Origin of the sequence: Heliomarina baculiformis (assembly GCF_019966545.1) — a bacterium.
GTDB classification, from domain to species: Bacteria; Pseudomonadota; Alphaproteobacteria; order Rhodobacterales; family Rhodobacteraceae; genus Heliomarina; species Heliomarina baculiformis.
In genome coordinates, this window is record NZ_JAIMIC010000001.1 from 593,359 (window position 1) to 616,401 (window position 23,043).

Consider the following 23,043-nt stretch of genomic DNA (forward strand, 5'->3'; position numbering starts at 1 on the left):
CGCCCGCTCAGGGCGGCACAAAACCGCCCCGCCGCGTCACGACGGGGACGTGATCAGTTACGCACCGAAGGCGCTTCGACCGACAGACCGTTGCCGCGGCTCGCCACGTAAAGCTCGAGAGCGATGAACTCTTCGCTGCCGGGGTTGAAGGTCTCGGCCCGCGTGTCGCGCACGCAGCCCTTGAACCGCGCATGTGCCGTGTTCAGCTTGGTATTCTTGAGCCGATACACGGGGAAGCCGTTGACCTGCCCCTGGCTCAGATGGTCGGCACGGATCATGTTGCCATAATTATCTTCGTGGCAATTGGCGCAGCTCAGTTCCAACTGGCCAAAGCGCGTGTAGTACAGCTCTTTACCCTTGGCCCACATGGACTGGGCCGGCCCGTCAATGGCCACATCCACCGGCATCCCGCGCGACGGCACGCTGATCAGCGCCTCCATCGATGCCATCTTGCCGCTGGTATAGCCCCAGGGTTCGGCGCCCATCTGCTCGGTCCGGCAGGCGTTGATCTGCGTGACCAACGTGCGCACTTCGCCCGCTTCCTCGTTCCACTTGGGATAGACCGCCCGCACGCCCTTCATCGACTCCATCACGTCGCCATGACAGGAAGAGCAGGATTTTTCCGCCGAGCCTTCGACCTTGTCCCAGGCATCCATCGCCTGATCGACAAAGACAAAAGCCGGGTTGTCGAAATCGTCCATCTGAAGGGACTGGGTTTCATCGGTGCGAAATGTCCACCCCGAATAGATCGTATCTAGGCCTTCCAGATGCGACGGCGCGGCTGTCTCGGTGACCATCTCGATCTCGTCGTTGACCACCAGCTTGGCGTCTTCATCCGCCTTGGCAGGTGCACTCAGCGCGATCAAAAAAGACGATGCAATCGCCGTCAGTGGATAAATATTCTTCATCTTGCCCTCCCGCCGGACCGGTGAACCGGATCAGCCAATAGTGACGGATTTCTTCTCTTCGTAAACCGACCCGTCATCGTCGTACCACGTGAATACAAACTCGCCCGCTTCGGGCACTTTCGCCTCAAACTGGAAATATGGGTTGGTCGAGATCGCCGGTTCCATCGTCACGTCGATCACCGTCTCGCCGTTGAAGGTGCAGGTAAACCGGTTGATGATCGAGCGCGGAATGGTGTTGCCGTCATCGTCCTTGCGCTGACCGCTTTCCATCTTGTGGCTGATCAGGGTCTTGATCTCGATGACCTCGCCCGCCGAAACGCTCGAGGGAACCTTGACGCGGGGTTTTACACCGGATGCCATGATTTTATCCTTTCTACTGGGGTGCGCGGATCAACCGCCACAGCCGCCGATTGTAACTTTGATCAGCTTGGTCGACTGGGCAAAGCTGCCGTCTTCCAGCTTGGCCACGGCCACGACATTCTGCGTCTCTGCCAGACGGATCCGGGTCGAGGCCGCGCGGCTGCCAGCCAGCGGGCCAAAGGCGAATGCCGCAACCGGCGGTGTCGGGTTGCCCGTGGCATAGACCCGGATCTCGCTGGCGCCCGGGGCCGAAACCTCGATCGGCACGGTATTGCCGTTTTCGGCGATCTCGGGCGCGGTCAGCGTTACCCCGTCCTGCGCCAGATCGGCGCCACCGGTGAACTCGGCGATCATTTCATCGGCCGTCGCGGCAAAGCTCCGCAGCGGCAGCATGCTCAGAGCGGCGGCTCCTGCCCCGAGGGCGAGCGTTTCGCGTCGTGAGAATTCCATTTTGTGACTCCTTGCAAACAGGTGACCGGCGCTGGCGCGCGGTCTACTCATCCTTCATCGTCATGAGAAAGGCGACGACATCCTCGATCTCTTCCGCGCTCAGCATCGGCGGAAGCGGTTCCGATGCGGCCTTGCCGGTAAACTCATCCCCGGGCCGGATGTAGCCCGAGGTTTTGTAGAACGACGGCATCATCGATTCATAGAACATTTCCTTGGCATTGGCGACGATCCCGCGCAGCTGCGCCTCGCTCCAACGGCTGCCGGCACCGTCAAGCGACGGGCCGACCGTGCCCTGAAACGGCAGATCGGAAAGCGCCGAGACCTCGTGGCAGGCGATGCAATTGCCCGCGCCCTTGTTCATGATATCGGGCCCGTTGGCGGCGTTGCCAGGCGCACCGGTCAGGGACTTTTCGACGGCCCCGTCCTCAAAGACCACGTCGGCGGGGGCCACGACGCCATCGGCGGCGGCCATCGTTGCAATCAGGCCAAGTGCCGCTGCGGCGGCCAGGTTCAGCGTTTTCATTGGTGTCCCCTCAGTCGCATCAGGATCCGGCTGTTCTGCCTTGTGATCCATGTCTCAATCCGTGCGCCCATCGTCGCGCTCTTTGACGCGCCGCGCATGGTAGCGCTGGAAATCCTCTCCATCGTCAAGTTCATAACGTTTTTCGTTCACCCAAGTAAACATGTCGATCGTGGTGCCGGGCCCAAAGGCACCGGGCATCACCGCAACCGCCGCCTGCGCCGCTGTCTCGCCTTCGGGCACCTCTTCGGGCATGAACATGATGGTCGGCGTGAACATCACGTTCCAGCGCCGGGCCATGTCCTTCTCGCTCATCGCCTCGCCGTCGAAATCCGTCACTTCCGTTTCGCCGTGCAGGTTAAGCTGCACCACGAAGTAGTTCTCGCGGATATAGCTGTCGATCTCGGGTCTCGGGAAAACCTCGGTGTGCATCTTGGTGCAATAGATGCAGCCGCGCTGTTCGAAGAAAAGCACCAGTCGCTTGCCTTCTTCGTTTGCCTCGGCCAGATCCTCGCGCAGGTCCTTGAAGGTGTCGCGCATCCAGTCGGTCTTGTGCAGACCGTCATCGCCCATCTCGACCGCATGGGCCGGTGTCATCAGCAAAAGGGCAAGAGTGGCTGCAAGCAGATGTTTCATGTGGCTCCTCCTTCGCCGGGCCTATCCTAAGCTGAGAAAGCCCGGAAACCAACGGATCATTGCATCGGCGATCACGTTTACGCTCCCGGTCGCGATCAGCACGGCAAAGACGATCAGCATCACGCCCATGCCTTTTTCGACCCAAGCAAAGGCCGCGCGGTGGCGTTGCACCCAGGCAAGAAAGGGTTTCGCGAATAGGGCCGCCACCACGAAAGGTGCCGTCATTCCAATCCCATAGACCAAGAGCAGCAGCCCGCCGCGCCAGATATCACCCATGCCGCTGGCGATCATCAGGATCGAGGCCAGCGCCGGGCCGACGCAGGGCGTCCAGCCAAATCCAAAGGCCAGCCCCATCAGGTAGGCGCCGATCACCGTGCTGGGTTCCGCGCTACTCTCCAGCCGGGCCTCGCGGTAAAGAAGCGGCACGCGGATCACCCCGAGGAAATGCAGGCCAAAGACCACAAGAATCGCGGCTGCCACGTAGGAAAGCGGCGTAAGGTACTGGCCGAAAAGCGATCCCAGCGCTGTCGCTCCCATGCCCAAGAGCACGAAAACTGTCGTCACGCCAAGCGCGAACAGCACCGAGGACAGCAGAAGACGCCGCTGCGCCCCGGGCGCGATCTCTCCATCGCCGCGCAATTCGGCCATCGACAGCCCGCCCATGTAGGACAGGTAGAACGGCACCATCGGCAGCACGCAGGGCGTGAAAAAGCTGAGCAGACCCGCGAAAAGCGCGCCGAAATAGGATATGTCCAGCATTGCCCGCCTCTCCGCCCGGCATCGCAGGCAGCTTGAATTCATGAGCCTCCGGAAATATGTTTACCTGTCCGTCGACGCAAGCACCATCGGCGGGATGGAGGCCTTGATGCATGCACGGATAACCCGACTTGGGATCGCGATTGTCGCCCTCCTGACCTTTCCCTTTGCTGCCGTCGCGGCCGAGCTTGTCATGGTCGAGGAAAAAGGCTGTATCTGGTGCGCACGCTGGAACACCGAAATCGCGCCTGCCTATTCCAAAACCGACGAGGGCCGCTTTGCGCCGCTGCGCCGCGTGGACATCAACGACATGCCGGAAGATCTGGAAATCGACCGCCGTGTTGCCTTCACGCCGACCTTTCTGCTGGTGGAAGACGGCGAGGAACTGGCCCGTATAGAAGGCTATCCGGGTGCCGATTTCTTCTGGCCAATGCTGACGAAGATATTGACGCAAAATACTGAATTCGCAAGGGAAAAATCATGAGAACGCTTATCGCGGCGACGCTGGTCGCCCTTGGCCATGTCCCGTTTTCCGCAGCCGACGACAGCCCATTTATCAGCGAGGAAGTGCTGAAGCCCGAACTTGCGATCGAGATGGCCGAGGCGGCCATGAACACGTGCCGCGATCAGGGATACCAGGTGGGCGTGACGGTCGTGGACCGCTCGGGCATTCCGCAGGTTTTCCTGCGCGACCGCTTTGCCGGGCTTCATGTCTACGAAACCTCCCGCCGCAAGGCCTGGACCGCTGTCAGCTTTCGCACCTCGACCTCCGAACTCGCGGTAGCGACCGAGCCGGGTAAACCTTCGGCCGGGATACGTCAGTTGAGCGAGGCTCTGCCGCTAGGCGGCGGGCTGGTGGTGTACCAGGGCAATGGAAGCATCGTCGGCGGCATCGGTGTATCGGGCGCGCCGGGCCCCGAACTTGACGATGTCTGCGCGCAGGCCGGGATCGATGCGATCGCTGACCGGATCGCTTTCTGACGCGCCAAACCGCGGCGGAGTTTCCCCCAAAATCACCGAAAAAGCGATGCACAAGGCGTACACCCCCTGTACACCCCCTGTATGACATGCGTCAGACATTCCGGCTGAAAACGCGCCCAGCAACGCCGGAATGGCCTTTGGGCCTGCGTCACATTTCCGCCTGTCGGGGAGAGAAAACAGAGTTCATCATCATGGCGTTACCGACTGACGAACAGAATACTCCGGGGATTCTCTGCCCAACATGAGAGTCCAATCGCAGCCAAGTGACGGAGCCAGCGTATGGATCGCAAAACCTTTATCACAGACCCGAAATTCGGCAACAAAGCGGAAGCTTTCGAAGCCTATGATGACGTGCCCACCAACCCGAACCTGAGCCGCACCATCGGCGATGTCATCAACGCACGTTATGGCCGTCGCGATCTGCTGCGCGGAGCGCTGGCGGTTACCGCCACGACCGCGCTCTTTGGTACCTCGGCCATCGTCGCGCCGCGTCAGGCAGCCGCCAAACCGCATGGGTCACGCTATGATTTCGAAGAGCTGACATTGGGCAACGACGAACACCACCATATCGCCAAGGGCTACGATGCCGATGTGCTGCTGCGCTGGGGCGATCCGATCACCGCGGACGCGCCGGCCTTTGACGTGATGAACCAGAGCGCCGAGGCGCAGTTGAAGCAGTTCGGCTACAACAACGATTACGTGGGCTTTACCCCGCTGGACGAAGACGGCGCGCGCGGGTTGCTTTGCGTTAACCACGAATACACCAATGAGGAGGTTATGTTCCCCGGGATCGGACGGCAGGACAAGGTGGCCTATGCCGATATGACGAAAGAGTTGGTCGATATCGAGATGGCCGCTCATGGTGGCACGGTTGTCGAAATCGCGCGCGGCGGTGATGGCAAATGGGCGCTGGTGCGCGACAGTCGCTACAACCGCCGCATTACCCCGCTGAACACCGAAATGATGCTGGACGGTCCCGCTGCCGGGCACGCGCGGTTGCAGACCAACGATGACCCGACCGGCACGCGAGTCATAGGGACGCTCAACAACTGCGCGGGCGGCATGACGCCTTGGGGCACCTACCTGATGGCAGAAGAGAATTTCCACGGGTATTTCTGGACCGACAGGTTCGATGCCGCAGGCAATCTGGCGCTGGATGAAACCCTGCCGGAAGCCGCATCCTATGACCGCTATGGCGTTCCGGGCATGTGGTTCAACTGGGGACAGTATTACGACCGGTTCAACATCGACAAGGAACCAAACATGCCGAACAAGTTCGGCTGGGTGGTCGAGGTCGATCCGCGCGACCCCGACGCGATGCCTGTCAAGCACACGGCGCTGGGCCGGTTCCGCCACGAGGGCTGCGAAACCACCGTCTCTGCCGAAGGTCGGCTGGTTGTCTATTCCGGTGACGACAACCGGTTCGACTATATCTACAAATATGTCTCGACCGGCACCGTTTCGGACGACCCTGCCGCCAATTCCGCCCTGCTGAGCGATGGCGTGCTTTATGTCGCGCGGTTTGACGAGGATGGCAGCATCGTCTGGATACCGCTGGTTCATGGCAAGGGCCCGCTGACCGCCGAGAACGGGTTCAACGATCAGGGCGACGTACTAATCGACGCGCGCCGGGCGGGGGATGTTCTCGGCGCGACACCGATGGATCGCCCCGAGGATGTGCAGCCGCGCGGCGATGGCACTGCCTTTGTCATGCTGACGAATAATTCACGGCGCAAGGCCGGGCAGATCGACGCGGCGAACCCGCGCCGCAAGTCGCGCTTTGGTCATATCATCGAAATCAAGGAAGCGGGTGGCGACCATGCGGCCGAAAGCGGCACATGGTCGATCGTCGTCAAATGCGGTGATCCCACGCTGGCCGAGGTGGGCGCGGAATGGCACCCCGAGACCTCGGCGAATGGCTGGTTCGGCGGCCCCGACAATTGCGCCATCGATGCGGACGGGCGGCTTTGGATTGCGACCGATCAGGGAGACGACTGGGCGAAGACCGGCAAGTCGGACGGGCTTTACGCGCTTGAAACCGAAGGCGAGCAGCGCGGGCTGTCGCGGCTATTCTTCCGCTGCCCGGTGGGCGGCGAGATCTGCGGGCCGTACTTCACCGGCGATGGCGAGACGCTTTTCCTGTCGGTGCAGCACCCGGGCACCGACGGCACCAAAGATTTCAAAGGCTTCGAGCGGGAATCGACATTCGAGGACCCGGCCACCCGCTGGCCCGATTTCGACCCGAACATGCCGCCGCGCCCGTCGGTCGTTGTCGTGACCAGACAGGGCGGCGGCAAGATTGCGGTCTGACAGGCTGTGACGCATGCGAACAGGCCCCCGCGACTGGGGGCCTTTCTATTGCTGTAGGTGTGCGCCTCGGTTCAGGACTTGGCGCAGGACACGATGGTGTCGGCCATCTCTTCCAAAAGCTGCGGGTAAAGCGCTGGTCCCGGTTGCAGCGCGCTGCCAAGCGGATCGAGCGTCTTGATCTCGATCCCCTGCCCGTCCAGCATGGCGTCGAGCAGACGGGTGTCGAACTGCGGTTCGGCAAAGGCGCAGGACAGCCCGCCCGCCGTTACCCTTTCCCTAAACTGCGTGAGGCGTGCCGGACCGGGGTCGGCCGCATCGCCAAGGCTGACCGCGCCGGTCGAGTGGACGTCAAAGCGGTGTTCGAAATACTGGAAGGCATCGTGAAGCGTCACGAACTCGATTGATCCAAGGCTTTCAAGCTCGCCGGTCATGCGGCTTTCAAGCTCTTCAAGCGCCTTATCTGCACTGGCGGCATTGGTCGCGTAGGTGTCGGCATTATCGGGGTCAAGCTCGGCAAGTTCCGCAGCAATCGCAGCAAGCCAGGCGCGGGCAATTTCCGGATCGAGCCAGGCGTGCGGATCGGTGCCTTCGTGGTGGTGCCCGCCCTGTGCATGGTCGTGCTCGGCATGCTCATCGTGATTATGTTCTTCATGATCATGTTCATCGTGATCATGGTCAGCATGGTCGTGATCGTCATGGTCGTGATCTGCGTGATCGTGCCCGTCATGTTCATGCTCTTCGTGGTCATGGGCATCGTGCCCGTGATCCGCCTCACCCTCTGCACCTTCGAAGTGATCTCGGAACTCGAGCAATTCGAGCCCATCCACCTTCAGTAGGGCCAGTTCGCTGGCGCTGTCGGAAAGGGAGGCGAGCGGTTTCGACAGCCACGGCGTCAGCTCGGGCCCGACCCAGACAACGAGATCCGCGTTCTGAAGCGCCCGCGCCTGAGACGGACGCAGCGCGTAGGTATGCGGGGAAGCGCCCGGCGTCACGATCAGATCCGGCGTGCCCAGATCGCCCATGACCATTGCGACAAGCGAATGGACCGGAGCGATGTCGGTTGCGACCTGCGGCGTTTCGGCGATTGCCGGTGCGGCTGCAATGGCACATGCAAGCGCGAGCGGTTTGCGGATCATCCTGAGTCTCCTTATTCTACGACAGGACCGCTTGATAACCGTGATGTTATAACATATCAATACGTGAAATTGACCCGGAGAGGAGATTCCGACCATGAAGACCATCGGATTCGATTCACACAACCACGACGCCTGTATTTCCGACGCGCTTGGCATGGCGACGGATATCTGCGCGCAGCAAAAATTGCAGTTCACCCCGGTGCGCCGGCGGGTGCTTGAGATCCTGTTGCACGAACACCGGGCGATGGGCGCCTATGACATCCTCGAAGTGCTGTCCTCCGAAGGGTTGGGGTCACAGCCGCCGGTCGTTTACCGGGCGCTGGATTTCCTTGTGAAACATGGGCTTGCGCATCGCATCGAGGGCCTGAACGCCTATACCGCCTGCGCGCATCTGGATCACGAGCATGTCCCGGCCTTTCTGATCTGCCGGACCTGCAAGGCGGTGGCCGAGACCGATACGGGTATCGCACAGGGCCGGCTTGGACAGGCGGCGGCCAGCGCCGGGTTCACGATAGAAAAGGTCGTGGTCGAAGCGGAGGGCCTCTGCCCGAACTGCACCGGGGCCGCCGCATGAACGCTGCCGCATCGCCGGTAATCGAAGCGCAGCATGTCTCGATCCGGCTGGACGGGCGGATGGTGTTGCAGGATGTATCGGTGGCGATCCAGCCGGGCGAGATCGTAACGATTGTCGGGCCGAACGGATCGGGGAAGTCCTCGTTTCTCAAGGCCCTGATCGGGGCGGTGGCGCTTGAGCGCGGCGAAATCCGGCGCGCGCCGGGGCTGCGCATCGGCTATGTGCCGCAAAAGCTGGCGATTGATGCGAGCCTGCCGCTGACCGTGCTGCGTTTCCTTGCCCTGCCCCGCAATCCGGGCCGCGCGCGCCTGCAGGAAGCGCTGGAGGCGGCCGAGGTGGCGGATCTGGGCAACCGGCAGATGACCGACCTCTCGGGCGGGCAGTTGCAGCGCGTTCTGCTGGCCCGGGCGCTGCTTGAGCGGCCCCAGCTCTTGCTGTTGGACGAAGCGACGCAGGGGCTGGACCAGCCCGGTTCCGCCGCGTTCTACCAGCGGATCGCGGATGTCCGCGAGGAGCTGGGCTGTGCGGTGGTGATGGTAAGCCATGACCTGCACGTGGTCATGGCGGCATCCGACCGGGTGCTTTGCATGAACGGGCATATCTGTTGCCAGGGCGCGCCCGAGATCGTCGCCAGCGCGCCGGAATACCGGGCCCTGTTCGGCACCGGTACGCAAGGGGCGCTGGCGCTTTACCGCCACCAGCACAGTCACAGCCACGATCATGTCCACGAAAATGGGCATCACGGTCATGACCACCCGCATGATCACGACCATCACCACCACGAAAGCAAACGCTGATGCTGGACGATTTCCTTGTGCGCGCGGCGCTGGCCGGGCTGGGCGTCGCGATTGCCGCCGCGCCGCTGGGTTGTTTCGTGATCTGGCGACGGATGGCCTATTTCGGTGAGGCAACGGCCCATGCGGCGGTGCTTGGGGTGGCGCTGGCGCTGGCCCTGTCCCTGCCGCTTGTGCCGATGATCCTGCTGGCGGCGCTGGCGATGGCAAGCTGTGTGACGCTTTTGACCGGGCGCGGCTATGCGGTCGATACGGTGCTTGGCGTAACCGCCCATACCGCGCTGGCCGCCGGGCTGGTGGCGGTGTCGTTGCTGGCGGATGTTCGGCTTGACCTGATGTCATTCCTGTTCGGGGATATCCTTGCGGTGGGCCGGATGGACCTGCTGACCATCTGGGGCGGCGTTCTGATGGTTCTGGGGCTGACCTTCTGGCGCTGGTCGCCGCTTTTGATGGCGACGCTGAACCCCGACCTGGCGCGGGCCAGCGGGATCGACCCGCGACGCGAAGAGCTTGGCCTGACGCTGGCGCTGGCTCTGGTGGTGGCGGTGGCGATCAAGGTGGTTGGCGTTCTGCTGATCACCGCGCTGCTGGTGATCCCTGCGGCGGCAGCCCGTCCGCTTGTGCGCACGCCCGAAGCAATGGCCGTGGTGGCTGGCCTGATCGGGGCCTGTTCGGCGCTTGGCGGGCTTTGGGCGGCCTTCATTCTGGACGCCCCCACCGGCCCGAGCATCGTCTGCGCGGCGGCGGTGATCTTTTCCATCACCACCGTCTTTGGCGCGCTGACCCGGCGTTAGCCTGCCTGCGACGCGGTGATGGCTCGGGTGGCCAGCACGCCGATGGTTGCCGAAGTCCCTGTCAGCAAGGTGCCCCATGTCAGGTCTGTCGCGACCATACGCCAGCTCCACCCCTGCAGGGTCGCAAGGTTTGTAAATTCGTAGGTCCCGTAGCCAAGCGCGCCGATCAGCGCCGCTGAACCGAACACCCAGAGGAGCGGCTTGTCCTGCGTGATGCCGGGCCAGCTGACGAACCAGAGCAGGCAGGCCACGTAGAAGGCGTAAAACACGACGGCCGGTCCGAAACGCGGGCTGTCGAGCAGCATCTCGCCGATGTCACGTTCAAAAGTCGGCTTTACGATGTAGCGAAGCCCCAGCATATCGAGCCCGAGGAAGACGGCGAAGGTGATGATGTAAAGAATGATGACGGTCATGAATGGCTCCTGCTTTCAGAATGATACGCAGAGGCCGGGCTTGTGGTTCACTCTTTAACGGCATCAACCGTTTCGACCTGCGCCCAGACCGGCAGGTGATCCGAAGCAAGCCGCGCCGCACCGTCGCGCACGACGCCCATCTTCGCGATGCGGAGGGACGGACCATGGGCAAAGCGGTCGAGCCGGGCGATCGGTCGCGCGCTGTGAAAGCTGAAACCGGGAGAGACCACGTTCAGCCGCCCCTCCCACGGTTCGAAACCGGCGGAGCCGGACCATTCGTTGAAATCGCCTGCGACCAGCGCATGATCCCGGTGATCGCCAAGATGTTGCAGGATGGCGTTCATCTGCCGCTGGCGCCAGACGCGCAGCAGGCCGAGATGCGCGCCCACCAGCACGAGGCCCGCGACCGAGACCATCACCGCACCGCGCGGTTCCAGCCCCGGCAGCTCGAACTGCTCGGTCGCCTCGATGGGCAGGTCGCGTCGCACCAGCACCGCATTCCCGTGCCAGCCAAGACTTACATCCGTGCCAAGTTCGGCCACGATATAATCCGTCTCACGCTCGATCAGGTTGCGCGGCAGGGCCGAGGGGCGTGCGCCAAGGCGCAAATCGGCCTCTTGCAGGATCACCACGTCGCCTGCGATGTCGTTCAGCACCTGAAGAATGCGCGCCGGGCGGCGACGGCGGTCGCGCCCGATGGCCTTGCGAATGTTGTAACTGACGATCTTCATGCCTCTGACCTTGTGTTTGCGATCAGAGGATCGGGCTGAGCAGCCGCGCCATCGGCGCACCGATCCGGATATAGAGTTTCTGAGCGGAAAGGTTCTTTTCCAGCAGGTAGCTGTCTTGCATGTCATCCTCCAGCATCCGGGCCACATCCTGCGAGAACTCGGGAGAATGGACCAGAATCATGGATTCAAAATTAAGCCGGAAAGAGCGATTGTCGAAATTTGCGCTGCCGATTGCAGCAACATCGTCGTCGATAAGCACGACTTTCTGATGCAGGAAGCCCTTGGTGTAGCGATAGACCTTGACCCCGACGGCGCGGATTTCGTCGAAGAAGGAAAAGGCCGCGAGCCAAGTGAGATAGTGATCGGGCGTATTAGGCACCATGATCCGCACGTCGCAGCCGCGCAGCGCCGCCGCCTTGAGCGCCGAGAGGGAATCGATATCCGGCACGAAATAGGGCGACGCGATCCAGACCCGGCTTTGCGCGGCATTGATGGCCGAGAAATAGAACAATGCACCTGTGTCGATTTCGTCGCTGGGCCCCATCAGCAGGGTCAGCGCCTCGATATTGGCGGGTTCGGCCTCGGGTGCCCACATGAGATCGTCGGTGATGTGATCGCCCGAGGCCCAGTGCCAGTCCTCGGCATAGCCAAGCTGGAGCTGGCTGACGACAGGGCCGCGCAGGGCGAGATGGGTGTCGCGCCAGTGCCCGTAATGCGAATCTGCGCCGACATAAGTGTCCGACACGTTGTGGCCGCCGATGAATCCGATGCTGCCGTCGATCACCACGGTCTTGCGGTGATTGCGAAAATTGATGTGCCGACGCGAGCTGGGGCCGCGGTTCTCGCTGGGGTCGAGAAAACGCACACCGTTTTCGACCAACCTTTGCTGGTAGCTTCGGGGCAGCCCGTAGCTGCCGACCCCGTCGCAGATGACACGCACATTTACACCACGCTCGGCCGCTGCAATCAGCCGGTCGGCCAGCGCGTTGCCAAGATCGTCGTCGGCGATGGTATAGAATTGAATGAGGACATAGGTCTTAGCCGCGTCGATCGCGGCAAAGATCGCATTGAAGGTCTCTTCCCCGTCGATCAGCAGGCGCACGTCATTACCGGCGACCGCTGGCATGCGCACCAGCCGTTCAAACCGGAACAGCCGCGAGTCAGGGTTCGCTGAATCGGGCGAGACAGGTTCGGCCGAGAGGCGTTCGCTGATCAATCGGCGCGAGCGCCGGCGGGATTCGGTATAGGAATGCAGCTTGTGGTGGCCAAAGACCATATAGGCAGGCACGCCGAACCACGGGGCGGCCAACAGGAAGATCACCCATGCCACCGCGCCCTGAGGTGTCCGGGCCGAGCTGATCGCGCGCCAGACACAGAGGCCGACGATGATGACGGCGAGGACACCGAGAAAGGCGGACCAGATGACTGTCAGCGACAAAGTGCGGATCCATTCTTGCGCATGTCCTTTGCCTAGCGCGAAAAAAGCGGATCCGCCACCGGAAAGCGCGGGGGCGGTGCCGGGTCTGTCAGGCCACGACCGAGAGATCCGGTGCCGTCCGCATCGGCAAGGTGAGCCTTGCGTGCATAGCCGGACGATCCTGCGTCAGGAAGATGATGGCGGGGTTGGCCACATTCTCGCGCGTGATCGTGTCCGCCAGCCTATCGGCGCGGCAGGTCACGATCTGCTGGTTGGCGCGCTGCGCGTTGCTGACGATCCGGACCGCGACCGCATCGGCCAGACCGGCCTCTTCCAGTGTCGACTGGATTTCGGGCGCGGCCTGCACGCCCATATAGACGGCGACGGTGCTTCCCTGCCGGATATGGGAAAGCCAGTCGGCGCCTTCATCCCCCTCGCGCCGCCGCGCGGTGGTGAGGACGAGCGAATCCGTGCGTCCGCGTTCAGTGAGGAACCGACCCAGCGCCGCAGCGGCAGCACTGGCCGAGGTGACGCCGGGGACGATTTCATAGTCGATGCCGGCCACGCGCAGGGCGTCGGCCTCTTCAGCCCCGCGGGCAAACACACCGGGATCGCCGCATTTCAGGCGCACGACGCGCTTTCCCTGACGGGCGGCGGAGACCAGCACACTGTTGATACGGTCCTGCGGCCATGAATGGCAGCCCGGTGCCTTGCCTACATAAACACGTTCGGCATCGCGGCGGGCGAGTTCGAGTATTTCCGGGTCGATCAGACGGTCGTAGAAAATGATATCGGCCTCTTGCAGGCGTTTGACGCCGCGCAGGGTGATGAGGTCGCTCGTTCCCGGGCCTGCCCCGACCAGTGCCACCGGGGCTTTGCATTCGGTCGGGATCTCACCGGTTTCGATGGCGTGTTTGATCTTGACGGCGGCATGGGCTTCCTGTCCCCGGGCGTGGGTGCGGCGGACCTCGCCCCCGAAGACCCATGCCCAGAGATCGCGGCGCGCGCGAGGCGAGAGGCGCGTTGCCGCGAGGTCGCGGAGCCGGCCTGCAAGCGCCGCAAGATCTCCCAGACGGGGTTCGAGCATCTCCTCCAGCCGGGTCTTGATCTGGCGGGCCAGAACCGGTGCGGTACCTTCGGTGCCGATGGCAACAACCACCGGGTCGCGGTCGACGATGGAGGGGGTGATCGCCTCGCAGAGGTCCGGGCGGTCGACCACGTTGACCAGCACACCGGCCGCGCGGGCCAAAGCGTGCAGCGCGGCATCGGTTCCAGCGCATTCGGTGCAGATAAAGGCAAGCGCGGCGCCTCTGAAGCTGTGTTCGGTGATGGGGCTGGCATCCCATTCGACGCGGCCCGCGCGATGCAGGGCGCCGAGTTCTGGATCGAGCGCCGGAGCCAGAAGGCGAATGGTCGCCTCGGTCTTGAGAATCAGGCGGCATTTCTGCGCGGCCTGCTCACCGCCACCGGCAATCACGACCGTCCGGCCGTTCATGCGCAGGAACATCGGGAATGTCTTCATGTCGGCTTCCTTTCCGATGGGGCTATTCGGCCGCGAGCGGGGTTTTCGACGCGAGGATCAGCGCCGCGAGTTCGGGTTTGCAGGAGCCGCAATTGGTCCCTGCGCAGGTAATCTTGCCGAGGGTTTCGACGTCATGCGCCCCGGCGACGATGGCGTCGCGAAGCGTGTTGATGCCGACCGACATGCACGAACAGATAATCGCGCCGGGGTCAGGCATATCCGCCGAGGGACGCCCGGTAAGCGCCTGAAGCGGCGGCGTTTTCGTGCCGATCAGCTCAATGGCATGGGAGCGTGCCAGCGCCACCGGTTCGTCGCTCACAAAGAGCAGTGCCCGCAGGACGCCGGTTTCGCTGATCGCCACGCGGGTCTGGCCCGTGGCCGTATCGCGAAACTGACTGGCGGTCCCGCCGGTGATCCCGGTCACGGCGCGCAGCACGGATTCCGCGTCGTCCGAAATATCCGTGGTCCCTGCGAGTTCGGCGCGGAAGCCGGTGCGGGTCGGCGACGAAGCAAAATAGGCGAAACCGGGGATCAGGTCGGTATCGGCGGCGACAAAGGCGTACCATCTGGCGTCGAACCGCGCGACATCCACTCGCGCGCCCTTGAGTGCGGGCTGGCCCGAGACCGGATCGCAGACCGCGCCGACCGAGCTGTTGACCCATGCCGCCGAGCTGCGCTGCCGGGTCCAGTGCATCGGGGCAAAAATCTCGTTCCGGCGCACCTTGGGGGTGACAAGCGCGCGAAACAGGCCGCAGCCGCCGTTGGTGGCGCTGATCCGGATGATCTCGGCGGGTTTTACGCCGATCTGTGCCGCCTCTTTTGGGTGGATTTCGACAAAGGGTTCCGCCAGATGCGCGGCGAGTCGCGGCGATTTCCCGGTGCGGGTCATGGTGTGCCATTGATCGCGGATGCGCCCGGTGTTGAGGCGAAAACCGTCGCGGCTGTCAGGTTCGGGCGGAGTGATCGCCAGCATGCGGGCCTTACCGTCCGCGTGGTAGAATCCGCCTTTTGCAAAGAAACGCTCGGCCCCCTGCCCGTTTGCCGGGACCGGCCATTGCACGGGGGATAGCGTTTCGTAGCCTGCCTCGCCCAGCCCGGCGAGGCCGGTAAGGTCAAGGTCACGCCCAAAATGCGGGCCCAGCGCGGAAAGCCGGACGTATTCGTCAAAGATTTCGGCGGGGGACCGGTAGGCGAAAGCATCGGCCCAGCCCATGCGGGCAGCCACATCGCAAATGATCTGCCAGTCGGGGCGCGCCTGTCCCGGCACAGGCAGAAAGGCCCGCTGGCGCGAGATGCGGCGTTCGGAATTGGTAACCGTGCCGTCCTTTTCTCCCCAGCCAGCGGCAGGCAGCAGCACATCGGCCAGATCGCCGGTGTCGGTGCGTGCCATGATGTCGGTCACGACGGTAAAGGGCACGCGGGCGATGGCCCGCGCCACCCGGTCAGCATCAGGCAGGCTGACGGCCGGGTTGGTCGACATGATCCAGAGCGCCTTGATCTGCCCGCTTTCGCAGGCCTCAAACAGGTCGACCGCCTTGAGACCAGGTGTCGCGCAGATGGTCGGGCTGTTCCATGCCTGTTGCACGGCGGCGCGGTGATCCGGGTTTTCGATGTCGAGATGATTGGCGAGCATATTCGCCAGCCCGCCAACCTCGCGCCCGCCCATCGCGTTGGGCTGCCCGGTGACCGAGAACGGCCCCATGCCGGGACGGCCGATGCGGCCCGTCGCAAGGTGGCAGTTGATGATCGCGTTGACCTTGTCGGTGCCGCAGCCGGACTGGTTCACCCCTTGCGAAAAGATCGTGACGGTCTTTTCCGTACTAGCCCAGAGAGTATAGAATTCCGCGAGTTCGTCGGCGCCAAGGCCGGTGGCGGTGGTATCCGTGGCCCGGGCGGCGGCGAGGGCCGCATCGAAACCGGTCACATGGTCGGCGAGATAGGTGTGGTCTAGGTGGCCGGTCTTGGCGAGGTGGGCGAGCAACCCATTGAACAGGGCGGCGTCACCGTCAGGCGCGATTTGCAGGTGCAAGTCAGCGAGATCCGAGCTGGCCGTGCGGCGCGGATCGATATTGACGACGCGCATGTTGGGACGTGCTGCCTTGGCCGCCGAGATACGCTGGTGCAGGACCGGGTGGCACCAGGCGAGGTTGGAGCCGACCAGTACGATCAGATCGGCCTGTTCGAGATCTTCATAGGTGCCGGGGACGGTGTCCGTGCCAAAGGCGCGTTTGTGTCCGGCGACCGAAGAGGCCATGCAAAGTCTTGAATTCGTGTCGATATTCGCCGAGCCGATATAACCTTTCATCAGTTTGTTGGCGACGTAGTAATCCTCGGTCAGTAACTGGCCTGAGACATAGAAGGCAATCGAGTCCGGCCCGTAGGCGCGGATCGCGGCGCTGAACTGGTCTGCAACGAGGTCAAGCGCCGTATCCCAGCTTGTCTCCGTACCGGCGATGCGGGGGGCGAGAAGACGTCCTTTTAGATCAATCGTCTCGCCCAGCGCCGCGCCTTTGGAGCAGAGCCGGCCGAGATTGGCCGGATGTTCAGGGTCGCCCTTGATCGTGCCGTCGGGCGCGGCCAGCACCCCGCAGCCGACACCGCAATAGGGGCATGTGGTGCGCGTGCTCATGCCGCCGAACGGGCGCGCAAAAAGGCACCGTCCAGCAAAATGCGGCCGTTTTCGACGCGCGCGGGATAGGTGGTCACCTGCCCTTCGTCCGGGGCCTTGACCCGCCCGGTTTCAAGCGAGATGACCCAGTTGTGCAACGGACAGGTGACGGCGGCGCCGTGCACGATGCCCTCGGCCAGCGGGCCCTTCTTGTGCGGGCAGGTGTTGTCGAGCGCAAAGACCGAGTCATCGGCTGTGCGGAACACCGCAACGCAGCCCGCGCGGGTCTTGACCACCCTTGCACCGCGCCGGGGCACGTCGTTGAGCGGAGCAATATCGATCCAGTCGCTCATTCTGCGGCCTCCAGCGTAAGATTGGCAAGCGGTTGATAAGTTTCCGCTTTTGTCTGGGCATGTTCGGCCCACGGGTCGATCTGGTAGACGCTTTGCGAGACCCCGAAGCGTTCAACCAAAGCGGCACGTTCGGAAAGATCATCGACGATGCGTTCCTTGATCCAGTCGAGCCCGACCTTGGCGATGAACTTGTAGGGCCGGTCGAGATACTTGGCGTTCTCGCGGTAGAGCTGAACAAAGGCGATGGTGAGCGCCATCACCTCTTCCTCGGTTGCGACCTGCGCCAGCGGCTGGATTTCCTTGAGGTCCATGCCTGCCGCGCCGCCGACGCCGATCTGGTAGCCGCTGTCGACACAGACGATGCCGACATCCTTGCAGGTCGCCTCGGCGCAGTTCCGGGGGCAGCCCGAAACGCCCATCTTGACCTTGTGCGGTGTCCATGACCCCCAAAGCGCCTTTTCCAGCTTGATGCCAAGCCCGGTGCTGTCCTGCGTGCCAAATCGGCAGTGATCGGTGCCGACACAGGTTTTCACCGTGCGCAACCCCTTGGAATAGGCGTGGCCGGAGACCATGCCCGCCGCGTTCAGATCGGCCCACATGGCGGGCAGGTCCTCTCCCCTGACACCCAGAAGATCGATGCGCTGACCGCCGGTGACCTTGACGGTCGGCACGTTGTACTTGTCCGCCGCATCGGCGATGGCACGCAACTCGCGGGCGTTGGTGATGCCGCCCCACATGCGCGGCACAACCGAAAACGTGCCGTCCTTCTGGATGTTGGCGTGTTTGCGTTCATTGATGAACCGGCTTTGCGGATCGTCCTTGTATTCAATCGGCCAGTCCGCGAGCAGGTAATAGTTCAGCGCCGGGCGGCAGACATGGCAACCATCCACGGTTTTCCACGCGCATTCCTGCCAGACCGCGGCCATGGACTTCAGCGCTTGGCTCTTGATCATGCGGCGTACGTCCTCGTGGGTGAGATCGGTGCAGCCACAGATCGGCTGGGCCGTGGGCAGGACGAAATCGTCGCCCAGCGTCACGGCCAGCACCTGTTCGACGAGACCGGTGCAGGTGCCGCAAGAGTTGCTTGCCTTGGTGACCGCCCGGACCGCGCCAAGATCGGTCGCGCCGCCCTCGATCGCTTCGACGATCTTGCCCTTGCAGATGCCGTTGCAGCCGCAGATTTCCGCCTCAGGCGGTAAGGCTGCAACGGCCGCCAAAGGGTCCAGCGGGGCACCTCCCTGATAGGCGGGGCCAAAGATCACCGTTTCGCGCATCTCGGCGATATCCGTCTTGTCCCGGATCAGGCCGAAGAACCAGTTGCTGTCGGCCGTGTCGCCATACATGACCGCGCCGACGATGCGGTTTTCCTCGACTACGAGGCGGCGATAGACGCCCCGGCCGGGATCGCGGAACACGATGTCTTCGCGCCCCTCGCCTTCGGCGAAATCGCCCGCCGAGAAGAGATCGCAGCCGGTCACCTTGAGCTTGGTCGAAAGCTCTTTCTGCTCAAAGGCGGCGGCTTCGTTCAGCAGGGTGGCAGCGGCCACCTTGGCCTGATCGTAAAGCGGCGCGACGAGGCCGAAGATCGCGCCGTTGTGCTCAACGCATTCGCCAACGGCGAGGATATCTTTATCCGAGGTCACCATCTGGTCATCCACGTGTATGCCGCGGCCGACGGCCAGTCCGCTATCGGCGGCGAGCTTGGTGTTGGGACGGATGCCGACGGCCATGACCAGCAGGTCGCAGGGCAGTTCGGTGCCATCGTCGAGCAAGAGCGCGCGGACATGGCCGTTTTCGCCAAGGATCTCCTTGGAGTTTGCGCTACAGCGCACAGTGATGCCCTTGTCTACCAGCGCTTTGCGCAGCAGATAGCCCGCCGCCTCGTCAAGCTGGCGTTCCATGAGGTGACCCATGATATGAACCACGGTCACATCGGCACCCCGCGCGGCCATGCCGGCGGCAGCCTCGAGCCCAAGCAGCCCGCCGCCGATCACGACGACCTTGTTGCCGGAGGTCATGGACATCATGCGCTGGGTATCTTCGAGATCGCGATACGCGATCACGCCTTGCAGATCATGGCCCGGCAGCGGGATGATAAAGGGGTTGGAGCCGGTGCCAAAGACCAGCTTGTCATACGGCAGCACGTCGCCATTGGCGGCAGTGACGGTTTTCGCTGCGCGGTCGATATGATCGACACGCTCTCCGAGACGGCAGGTCACTCCATGCGCGGCATACCATGCGTCGTCATGGGTGACGATTTCCTCATAAGTCTTTTCACCGGAAAGCACCGGGCTGAGCATGATGCGGTTGTAGTTGCCGCGCGGCTCGGCGTTGAAAAGGGTGATGTCATAGGCATCGGGGTTGGTTTCGACCAAATGTTCGATCATCCGGCCCGAGGCCATCCCGGCGCCAATCACGATGAGTTTCTGTCTCATGCCGCACCTCCCAGCCCCAGAGAGCGACGGATGCGGATCGTATCAGCTACTAGGGCAGTTCCGCGACCATCAGATCCGAGATGTTCTGATAGGCCTTGGCCCAGGCATCGTGTTCCTTGCGCGTCATTTTCCCGGCGGATTGCTCCTCGAGCGCGTAGAGAAGTGCCGCGCCAACCACAGGCAGATGCACGGAAACCGCACCGTAGCCGACGTGCCGTCGCGCCATGCTGGCCACGGCCAGTTCCAGTTTGTCCGGCTGGTTCAGGTGCTTGACGATAAACGCCAGCGTATCCGCCAGTTTTTCCCGCTGCGCGCGCATATCCTCGGGAAAGAGATCCCGCACTTCGGGCGCCAGGTCGAAAAGCTTGTCGTAAAAGGATTTGGCGACGCTGTGCTTGACCGGGTAGACGCGCGCAAAATTCGCTTGCAAAGCCTTGATCTCGTCGGGGGTCATGTGCGCGCTCCAGCCGTGACGGCGCGAGCAAACACCCAAATTGTTGAGAAAGCGTTAGGGTCATCAACTTACTCCGCTGCAATCGAAGCCGGTTTCGGCTTTGGCTTGGCGCCATGTTCATATTCCTCAAGGAAATCGAGCACTTCCTTGCGGTAACGGTAGTAATCCGGGTGCGCGAGCAGGGCACTGCGGGTCCGGGGGCGCGGCAGATCGACATCGACGATCCGTCCGATGGTGGCCTGCGGGCCGTTGGTCATCATCACCACGCGGTCGGCCAGCAGGATCGCTTCGTCCACGTCATGGGTCACGCAGATCGCGGTGACCTTGGTGCGGGACCAGACCTCCATCAGCACCTCCTGCAGCTCCCAGCGGGTGAGGCTGTCGAGCATGCCGAAGGGTTCATCGAGTAGGAGCAGTTTCGGCGAGAGCGCAAAGGCCCGCGCGATGCCGACGCGCTGTTTCATACCATTCGACATCGAGGCCGCATTGGCGTCCATCGCATCACCCAGCCCCACCCGTTCGAGGTAGTATTCAACCACGTCCTGACGTTCAGCCTGGCTCGCCTTTGGATAGACCTTGTCCACGCCGATGGCGACGTTCTCCTTGGCGGTGAGCCATGGAAAAAGGTTCGGCGACTGGAAGACCACGGCGCGTTCGGGATCGGCGCCTTCGACATGTCGGCCATCAAGCTTGATCGCGCCTTTCGAGATCGCGTTCAGACCGGCGGCCATGGTCAGCACGGTGGACTTGCCGCAGCCGGAATGGCCGATCAGCGAGATGAATTCGCCGCGATTGACCTTGAGATCGAAATTCTCGACCACGGTGAGCGGTCCCTTGGGGGTCGGGTAGACCTTGTGAAGCTGCGAGAAGTCGACGAAGCGGTCTTCGATCAGACCTTCCTGCGCCTCTGCTACCGCCGCCGGAATTCCGTGTATCGGGGTGACATTCGGCAGTTGCCGCGTACCTTCGACCTTGGCCTCGATGCCCACGTCCATCAGGTATTTCGTGACCCGGGCGCGCAGCGCCTTGAAGGTGGCGTCGTCATTCATGTCATGACGGTCACGGGGGCGCGGGATTTTCACCTCGACCGGCTCGGCAAGCGTGCCATCGGGATTGAGCGGCACGATACGGTCGGCAAGCAAGATCGCCTCGTCCACGTCATTGGTGATCAGGATGCAGGTCTTCTTGTCCTGTTCCCAGATGTGCAGGATCTCGTCCGCGAGATTGGCGCGGGTCAGCGCATCAAGCGCCGAAAGCGGTTCGTCGAGCAGCAGAACCTCTGGGTTCATGGCCAGCGCCCGGGCCACCGCGACACGCTGGCGCATACCACCCGACAGTTCGGACGGGCGGCGGTGCATCGCGTGGCTGAGTCCGACCATCTGCACGTAATGGGCCACCTTGTCGGCGCGTTCTTTTTTCGAAAGCTTGGGAAACACCGCGTTGACCGCCAGAGCGACGTTGCCCGCCACCGTCAGCCAAGGCATCAGCGAGTAGCTTTGAAAGACTAGCCCGCGTTCCGGCCCCGGTTCGGCAATCGGCTTGCCCTTGAAGGTGACAGTTCCGCTATCGGGTTTTTGCAGGCCTGCGATCATGTTCATCAGGGTGGACTTTCCGGTGCCGGAAAACCCTAGGATTGCAAGGAATTCGCCCTCACGGACATCGAGGTTGATGTCGCGCAGAACTTCGACACGATTGGTGCCTTCGCCGAAGCCCTTGGAGACATTGTTGAAGCTGAGGATGCTCATACCGCTCACCGTTGCGCCGAATAAGTAAAGGCGGACTGGATCGCGTACATGACCCGGTCGAGCAGGAAGCCGATGATGCCGATGGTTAAGACGGCGACCATGATCTTAGCGAGCGACTGCGACGACCCGTTCTGGAATTCATCCCAGACGAATTTGCCAAGGCCGGGGTTCTGGGCGAGCATCTCGGCCGCGATGAGGACCATCCAGCCCACACCGAGCGACAGGCGCAGCCCGGTAAAGATAAGCGGCAGGGCCGAGGGCAGAACCAGCTTGGTGATCTTGGTCCAGGTGTTCATCTTGAGCACCTTGGAGACGTTGACCAGATCCTTGTCGATCGAGGCCACGCCCAGCGCGGTGTTGATCAGCGTCGGCCAGAGCGAGCAGAGCGTCACGGTGATGGCCGAGACCAGAAAGGATTTCGTGAACCAGCCGTCATTGGTGACATAGACCGCCGAGACGACCATCGTCACGATGGGCAGCCATGCCAGCGGCGAGACCGGCTTGAAAATCTGGATCAGCGGGTTGATGGCCGCGTTGGCGGTCGCGCTGAGACCAGCGAGGATGCCAAGCGGGATGGCGATGAGAGCGGCGATCAGGAAGCCGAAGAACACGGTTTTGATCGAGGTCCAGATCTGCTGATAATAGGTCGGGTTGCCGGTGTAGGTGCGGAACTTGACGCGATCTTCCTTGCCCGCCTCGATCAGGTTGGCGTTGCGTTCGTCCTGACGGGTGTAGAAAGCGGCCTCTTTCTTACGCTCCCGGATCGCGTCCTCGTTCAGGTTCACTGCCTGCTCCCAGACTTGGGCTGGGCCGGGAATGGCACCAAGCGAGGTTTGGACAGTGGGCGCGAGGGCCGACCATGCAGCGAGGAAAAGCACGATGGCCAGAAGCGGTACACCAAGCAGGCGCCAGACTTCGGCGGCCTGGGCCCGCGGGTTGTCACCGGCGGCGGCCTTGAGGATCGGCGTCATCCAGGAAAGACCAAGCACCTGGAACCAGGTATCGGCCTTGTTGATGCGGGTGAAGGTGCGGGCCCGGCGGGCCTCGCGTGCTTCGTCATGCAATGGTTGCGGGTCAATGGCGGTCATGGATCCAAGTCCTTGTGGGTCGGAGACAAGCGGGATTGGCGGGCTGGCGGTGGCCCCT

At 62.7% G+C, this 23,043-nt stretch carries 23 protein-coding genes; 6 read left to right on the top strand and 17 right to left on the bottom strand.

Annotated elements, in window-relative coordinates:
* Nucleotides 1-53: 53 nt before the first annotated feature.
* From soxA to MF268_RS02925, 6 genes are read right to left on the bottom strand one after another with little or no spacing between them, the layout of a single operon-like run.
* Entirely contained in the window at nt 54-908 is an 855-nt protein-coding gene (gene soxA, locus MF268_RS02900) for a sulfur oxidation c-type cytochrome SoxA (RefSeq protein ID WP_238369393.1), read from the bottom strand.
* Nucleotides 909-938: 30 nt separating this feature from the next.
* A complete protein-coding gene (gene soxZ / locus MF268_RS02905; protein ID WP_238369394.1) occupies nt 939-1,268 on the bottom strand; it encodes a thiosulfate oxidation carrier complex protein SoxZ in 330 nt (109 codons plus the stop codon).
* Nucleotides 1,269-1,298: 30 nt separating this feature from the next.
* Complete coding sequence (soxY, locus tag MF268_RS02910; RefSeq protein ID WP_238369395.1) at nt 1,299-1,718, bottom strand: thiosulfate oxidation carrier protein SoxY; 420 nt, start codon at nt 1,716-1,718, stop codon at nt 1,299-1,301.
* Between the two features lie 43 nt (nt 1,719-1,761).
* Complete coding sequence (soxX, locus tag MF268_RS02915) at nt 1,762-2,241, bottom strand: sulfur oxidation c-type cytochrome SoxX (RefSeq protein ID WP_238369396.1); 480 nt, start codon at nt 2,239-2,241, stop codon at nt 1,762-1,764.
* 54 nt (nt 2,242-2,295) lie between these two features.
* The gene (locus MF268_RS02920; protein ID WP_238369397.1) at nt 2,296-2,874 is read right to left on the bottom strand and encodes a thioredoxin family protein; all 579 of its coding nucleotides are present in this window, start codon (nt 2,872-2,874) and stop codon (nt 2,296-2,298) included.
* Nucleotides 2,875-2,895: 21 nt separating this feature from the next.
* A complete protein-coding gene (locus MF268_RS02925) occupies nt 2,896-3,633 on the bottom strand; it encodes a cytochrome c biogenesis CcdA family protein (RefSeq protein ID WP_238369398.1) in 738 nt (245 codons plus the stop codon).
* Between the two features lie 106 nt (nt 3,634-3,739).
* On the opposite strand from MF268_RS02925, the gene MF268_RS02930 reads away from it, so the two are divergent.
* The 3 genes from MF268_RS02930 (at nt 3,740) to MF268_RS02940 (ending at nt 6,921) form a co-directional block, all read left to right on the top strand.
* Nucleotides 3,740-4,114 (top strand): hypothetical protein, encoded by a 375-nt coding sequence (locus MF268_RS02930; protein ID WP_420485410.1) that lies wholly within the window; start codon nt 3,740-3,742, stop codon nt 4,112-4,114.
* Entirely contained in the window at nt 4,111-4,611 is a 501-nt protein-coding gene (locus MF268_RS02935) for a GlcG/HbpS family heme-binding protein (protein ID WP_238369400.1), read from the top strand. The genes MF268_RS02930 and MF268_RS02935 overlap by 4 nt, the downstream gene beginning before the upstream one ends.
* A 279-nt stretch (nt 4,612-4,890) precedes the next feature.
* Nucleotides 4,891-6,921: a PhoX family protein gene (locus MF268_RS02940; RefSeq protein ID WP_238369401.1), complete on the top strand. Its 2,031-nt coding sequence runs from the start codon at nt 4,891-4,893 to the stop codon at nt 6,919-6,921.
* 71 nt (nt 6,922-6,992) lie between these two features.
* Here MF268_RS02940 and MF268_RS02945 read toward each other — a convergent pair whose 3' ends face one another.
* The gene (locus tag MF268_RS02945; RefSeq protein ID WP_238369402.1) at nt 6,993-8,057 is read right to left on the bottom strand and encodes a zinc ABC transporter substrate-binding protein; all 1,065 of its coding nucleotides are present in this window, start codon (nt 8,055-8,057) and stop codon (nt 6,993-6,995) included.
* A 94-nt stretch (nt 8,058-8,151) separates the two neighbouring features.
* Here MF268_RS02945 and MF268_RS02950 point away from each other — a divergent pair, with 94 nt between their 5' ends.
* From MF268_RS02950 to MF268_RS02960, 3 genes are read left to right on the top strand one after another with little or no spacing between them, the layout of a single operon-like run.
* The gene (locus MF268_RS02950) at nt 8,152-8,631 is read left to right on the top strand and encodes a transcriptional repressor (RefSeq protein WP_238369403.1); all 480 of its coding nucleotides are present in this window, start codon (nt 8,152-8,154) and stop codon (nt 8,629-8,631) included.
* Nucleotides 8,628-9,428 (top strand): ATP-binding cassette domain-containing protein, encoded by an 801-nt coding sequence (locus MF268_RS02955; RefSeq protein ID WP_238369404.1) that lies wholly within the window; start codon nt 8,628-8,630, stop codon nt 9,426-9,428. Before MF268_RS02950 ends, MF268_RS02955 begins: the two co-directional genes overlap by 4 nt.
* On the top strand, nt 9,428-10,219 hold the full coding sequence (locus tag MF268_RS02960) for a metal ABC transporter permease (RefSeq protein ID WP_238369405.1): 792 nt from the start codon (nt 9,428-9,430) through the stop codon (nt 10,217-10,219). The genes MF268_RS02955 and MF268_RS02960 overlap by 1 nt, the downstream gene beginning before the upstream one ends.
* On the opposite strand, the gene MF268_RS02965 is transcribed toward MF268_RS02960, so the two are convergent.
* The 10 genes from MF268_RS02965 to MF268_RS03010 all read right to left on the bottom strand — a co-directional run bounded on the left by MF268_RS02965 (nt 10,216) and on the right by MF268_RS03010 (nt 22,985).
* Entirely contained in the window at nt 10,216-10,632 is a 417-nt protein-coding gene (locus tag MF268_RS02965) for a DUF2177 family protein (protein ID WP_238369406.1), read from the bottom strand. The genes MF268_RS02960 and MF268_RS02965 overlap by 4 nt on opposite strands.
* Before the next feature lie 47 nt (nt 10,633-10,679).
* Nucleotides 10,680-11,363, bottom strand: coding sequence for an endonuclease/exonuclease/phosphatase family protein (locus MF268_RS02970; protein WP_238369407.1), 684 nt, complete (start codon nt 11,361-11,363; stop codon nt 10,680-10,682).
* A gap of 22 nt (nt 11,364-11,385) precedes the next feature.
* Nucleotides 11,386-12,801 (bottom strand): cardiolipin synthase, encoded by a 1,416-nt coding sequence (cls, locus tag MF268_RS02975; protein ID WP_238369408.1) that lies wholly within the window; start codon nt 12,799-12,801, stop codon nt 11,386-11,388.
* Between the two features lie 88 nt (nt 12,802-12,889).
* Complete coding sequence (gene cysG, locus MF268_RS02980; protein WP_238369409.1) at nt 12,890-14,302, bottom strand: siroheme synthase CysG; 1,413 nt, start codon at nt 14,300-14,302, stop codon at nt 12,890-12,892.
* Between the two features lie 22 nt (nt 14,303-14,324).
* Nucleotides 14,325-16,931 (bottom strand): nitrate reductase, encoded by a 2,607-nt coding sequence (locus tag MF268_RS02985; protein ID WP_238369410.1) that lies wholly within the window; start codon nt 16,929-16,931, stop codon nt 14,325-14,327.
* Nucleotides 16,928-17,263 (bottom strand): nitrite reductase small subunit NirD, encoded by a 336-nt coding sequence (gene nirD, locus MF268_RS02990; protein ID WP_238369411.1) that lies wholly within the window; start codon nt 17,261-17,263, stop codon nt 16,928-16,930. The genes MF268_RS02985 and nirD overlap by 4 nt, the downstream gene beginning before the upstream one ends.
* On the bottom strand, nt 17,260-19,698 hold the full coding sequence (nirB, locus tag MF268_RS02995; RefSeq protein ID WP_238369412.1) for a nitrite reductase large subunit NirB: 2,439 nt from the start codon (nt 19,696-19,698) through the stop codon (nt 17,260-17,262). The genes nirD and nirB overlap by 4 nt, the downstream gene beginning before the upstream one ends.
* Before the next feature lie 49 nt (nt 19,699-19,747).
* Complete coding sequence (locus MF268_RS03000) at nt 19,748-20,152, bottom strand: globin domain-containing protein (protein ID WP_238369413.1); 405 nt, start codon at nt 20,150-20,152, stop codon at nt 19,748-19,750.
* Between the two features lie 68 nt (nt 20,153-20,220).
* A complete protein-coding gene (locus MF268_RS03005; RefSeq protein ID WP_238369414.1) occupies nt 20,221-21,897 on the bottom strand; it encodes an ABC transporter ATP-binding protein in 1,677 nt (558 codons plus the stop codon).
* 5 nt (nt 21,898-21,902) lie between these two features.
* Nucleotides 21,903-22,985: an ABC transporter permease gene (locus tag MF268_RS03010; protein ID WP_238369415.1), complete on the bottom strand. Its 1,083-nt coding sequence runs from the start codon at nt 22,983-22,985 to the stop codon at nt 21,903-21,905.
* Nucleotides 22,986-23,043 lie beyond the last annotated feature (58 nt).

Excerpts from the sequence above, each read along its gene's own strand:
- MF268_RS02960 (WP_238369405.1), top strand. The coding sequence starts at position 9,428 with ATGCTGGACGATTTCCTTGTGCGCGCGGCGCTGGCCGGGCTGGGCGTC.
- cysG (WP_238369409.1), bottom strand. The coding sequence starts at position 14,302 with ATGAAGACATTCCCGATGTTCCTGCGCATGAACGGCCGGACGGTCGTG.
- MF268_RS02930 (WP_420485410.1), top strand. The coding sequence starts at position 3,740 with ATGCATGCACGGATAACCCGACTTGGGATCGCGATTGTCGCCCTCCTG.
- soxY (WP_238369395.1), bottom strand. The coding sequence starts at position 1,718 with ATGGAATTCTCACGACGCGAAACGCTCGCCCTCGGGGCAGGAGCCGCC.
- MF268_RS02925 (WP_238369398.1), bottom strand. The coding sequence starts at position 3,633 with ATGCTGGACATATCCTATTTCGGCGCGCTTTTCGCGGGTCTGCTCAGC.
- soxX (WP_238369396.1), bottom strand. The coding sequence starts at position 2,241 with ATGAAAACGCTGAACCTGGCCGCCGCAGCGGCACTTGGCCTGATTGCA.
- soxZ (WP_238369394.1), bottom strand. The coding sequence starts at position 1,268 with ATGGCATCCGGTGTAAAACCCCGCGTCAAGGTTCCCTCGAGCGTTTCG.
- MF268_RS02920 (WP_238369397.1), bottom strand. The coding sequence starts at position 2,874 with ATGAAACATCTGCTTGCAGCCACTCTTGCCCTTTTGCTGATGACACCG.
- nirB (WP_238369412.1), bottom strand. The coding sequence starts at position 19,698 with ATGAGACAGAAACTCATCGTGATTGGCGCCGGGATGGCCTCGGGCCGG.
- MF268_RS02945 (WP_238369402.1), bottom strand. The coding sequence starts at position 8,057 with ATGATCCGCAAACCGCTCGCGCTTGCATGTGCCATTGCAGCCGCACCG.
- nirD (WP_238369411.1), bottom strand. The coding sequence starts at position 17,263 with ATGAGCGACTGGATCGATATTGCTCCGCTCAACGACGTGCCCCGGCGC.
- MF268_RS02950 (WP_238369403.1), top strand. The coding sequence starts at position 8,152 with ATGAAGACCATCGGATTCGATTCACACAACCACGACGCCTGTATTTCC.
- MF268_RS03005 (WP_238369414.1), bottom strand. The coding sequence starts at position 21,897 with ATGAGCATCCTCAGCTTCAACAATGTCTCCAAGGGCTTCGGCGAAGGC.
- MF268_RS03000 (WP_238369413.1), bottom strand. The coding sequence starts at position 20,152 with ATGACCCCCGACGAGATCAAGGCTTTGCAAGCGAATTTTGCGCGCGTC.
- MF268_RS02955 (WP_238369404.1), top strand. The coding sequence starts at position 8,628 with ATGAACGCTGCCGCATCGCCGGTAATCGAAGCGCAGCATGTCTCGATC.
- MF268_RS02985 (WP_238369410.1), bottom strand. The coding sequence starts at position 16,931 with ATGAGCACGCGCACCACATGCCCCTATTGCGGTGTCGGCTGCGGGGTG.
- MF268_RS02935 (WP_238369400.1), top strand. The coding sequence starts at position 4,111 with ATGAGAACGCTTATCGCGGCGACGCTGGTCGCCCTTGGCCATGTCCCG.
- soxA (WP_238369393.1), bottom strand. The coding sequence starts at position 908 with ATGAAGAATATTTATCCACTGACGGCGATTGCATCGTCTTTTTTGATC.
- MF268_RS03010 (WP_238369415.1), bottom strand. The coding sequence starts at position 22,985 with ATGACCGCCATTGACCCGCAACCATTGCATGACGAAGCACGCGAGGCC.
- MF268_RS02970 (WP_238369407.1), bottom strand. The coding sequence starts at position 11,363 with ATGAAGATCGTCAGTTACAACATTCGCAAGGCCATCGGGCGCGACCGC.
- MF268_RS02965 (WP_238369406.1), bottom strand. The coding sequence starts at position 10,632 with ATGACCGTCATCATTCTTTACATCATCACCTTCGCCGTCTTCCTCGGG.
- MF268_RS02940 (WP_238369401.1), top strand. The coding sequence starts at position 4,891 with ATGGATCGCAAAACCTTTATCACAGACCCGAAATTCGGCAACAAAGCG.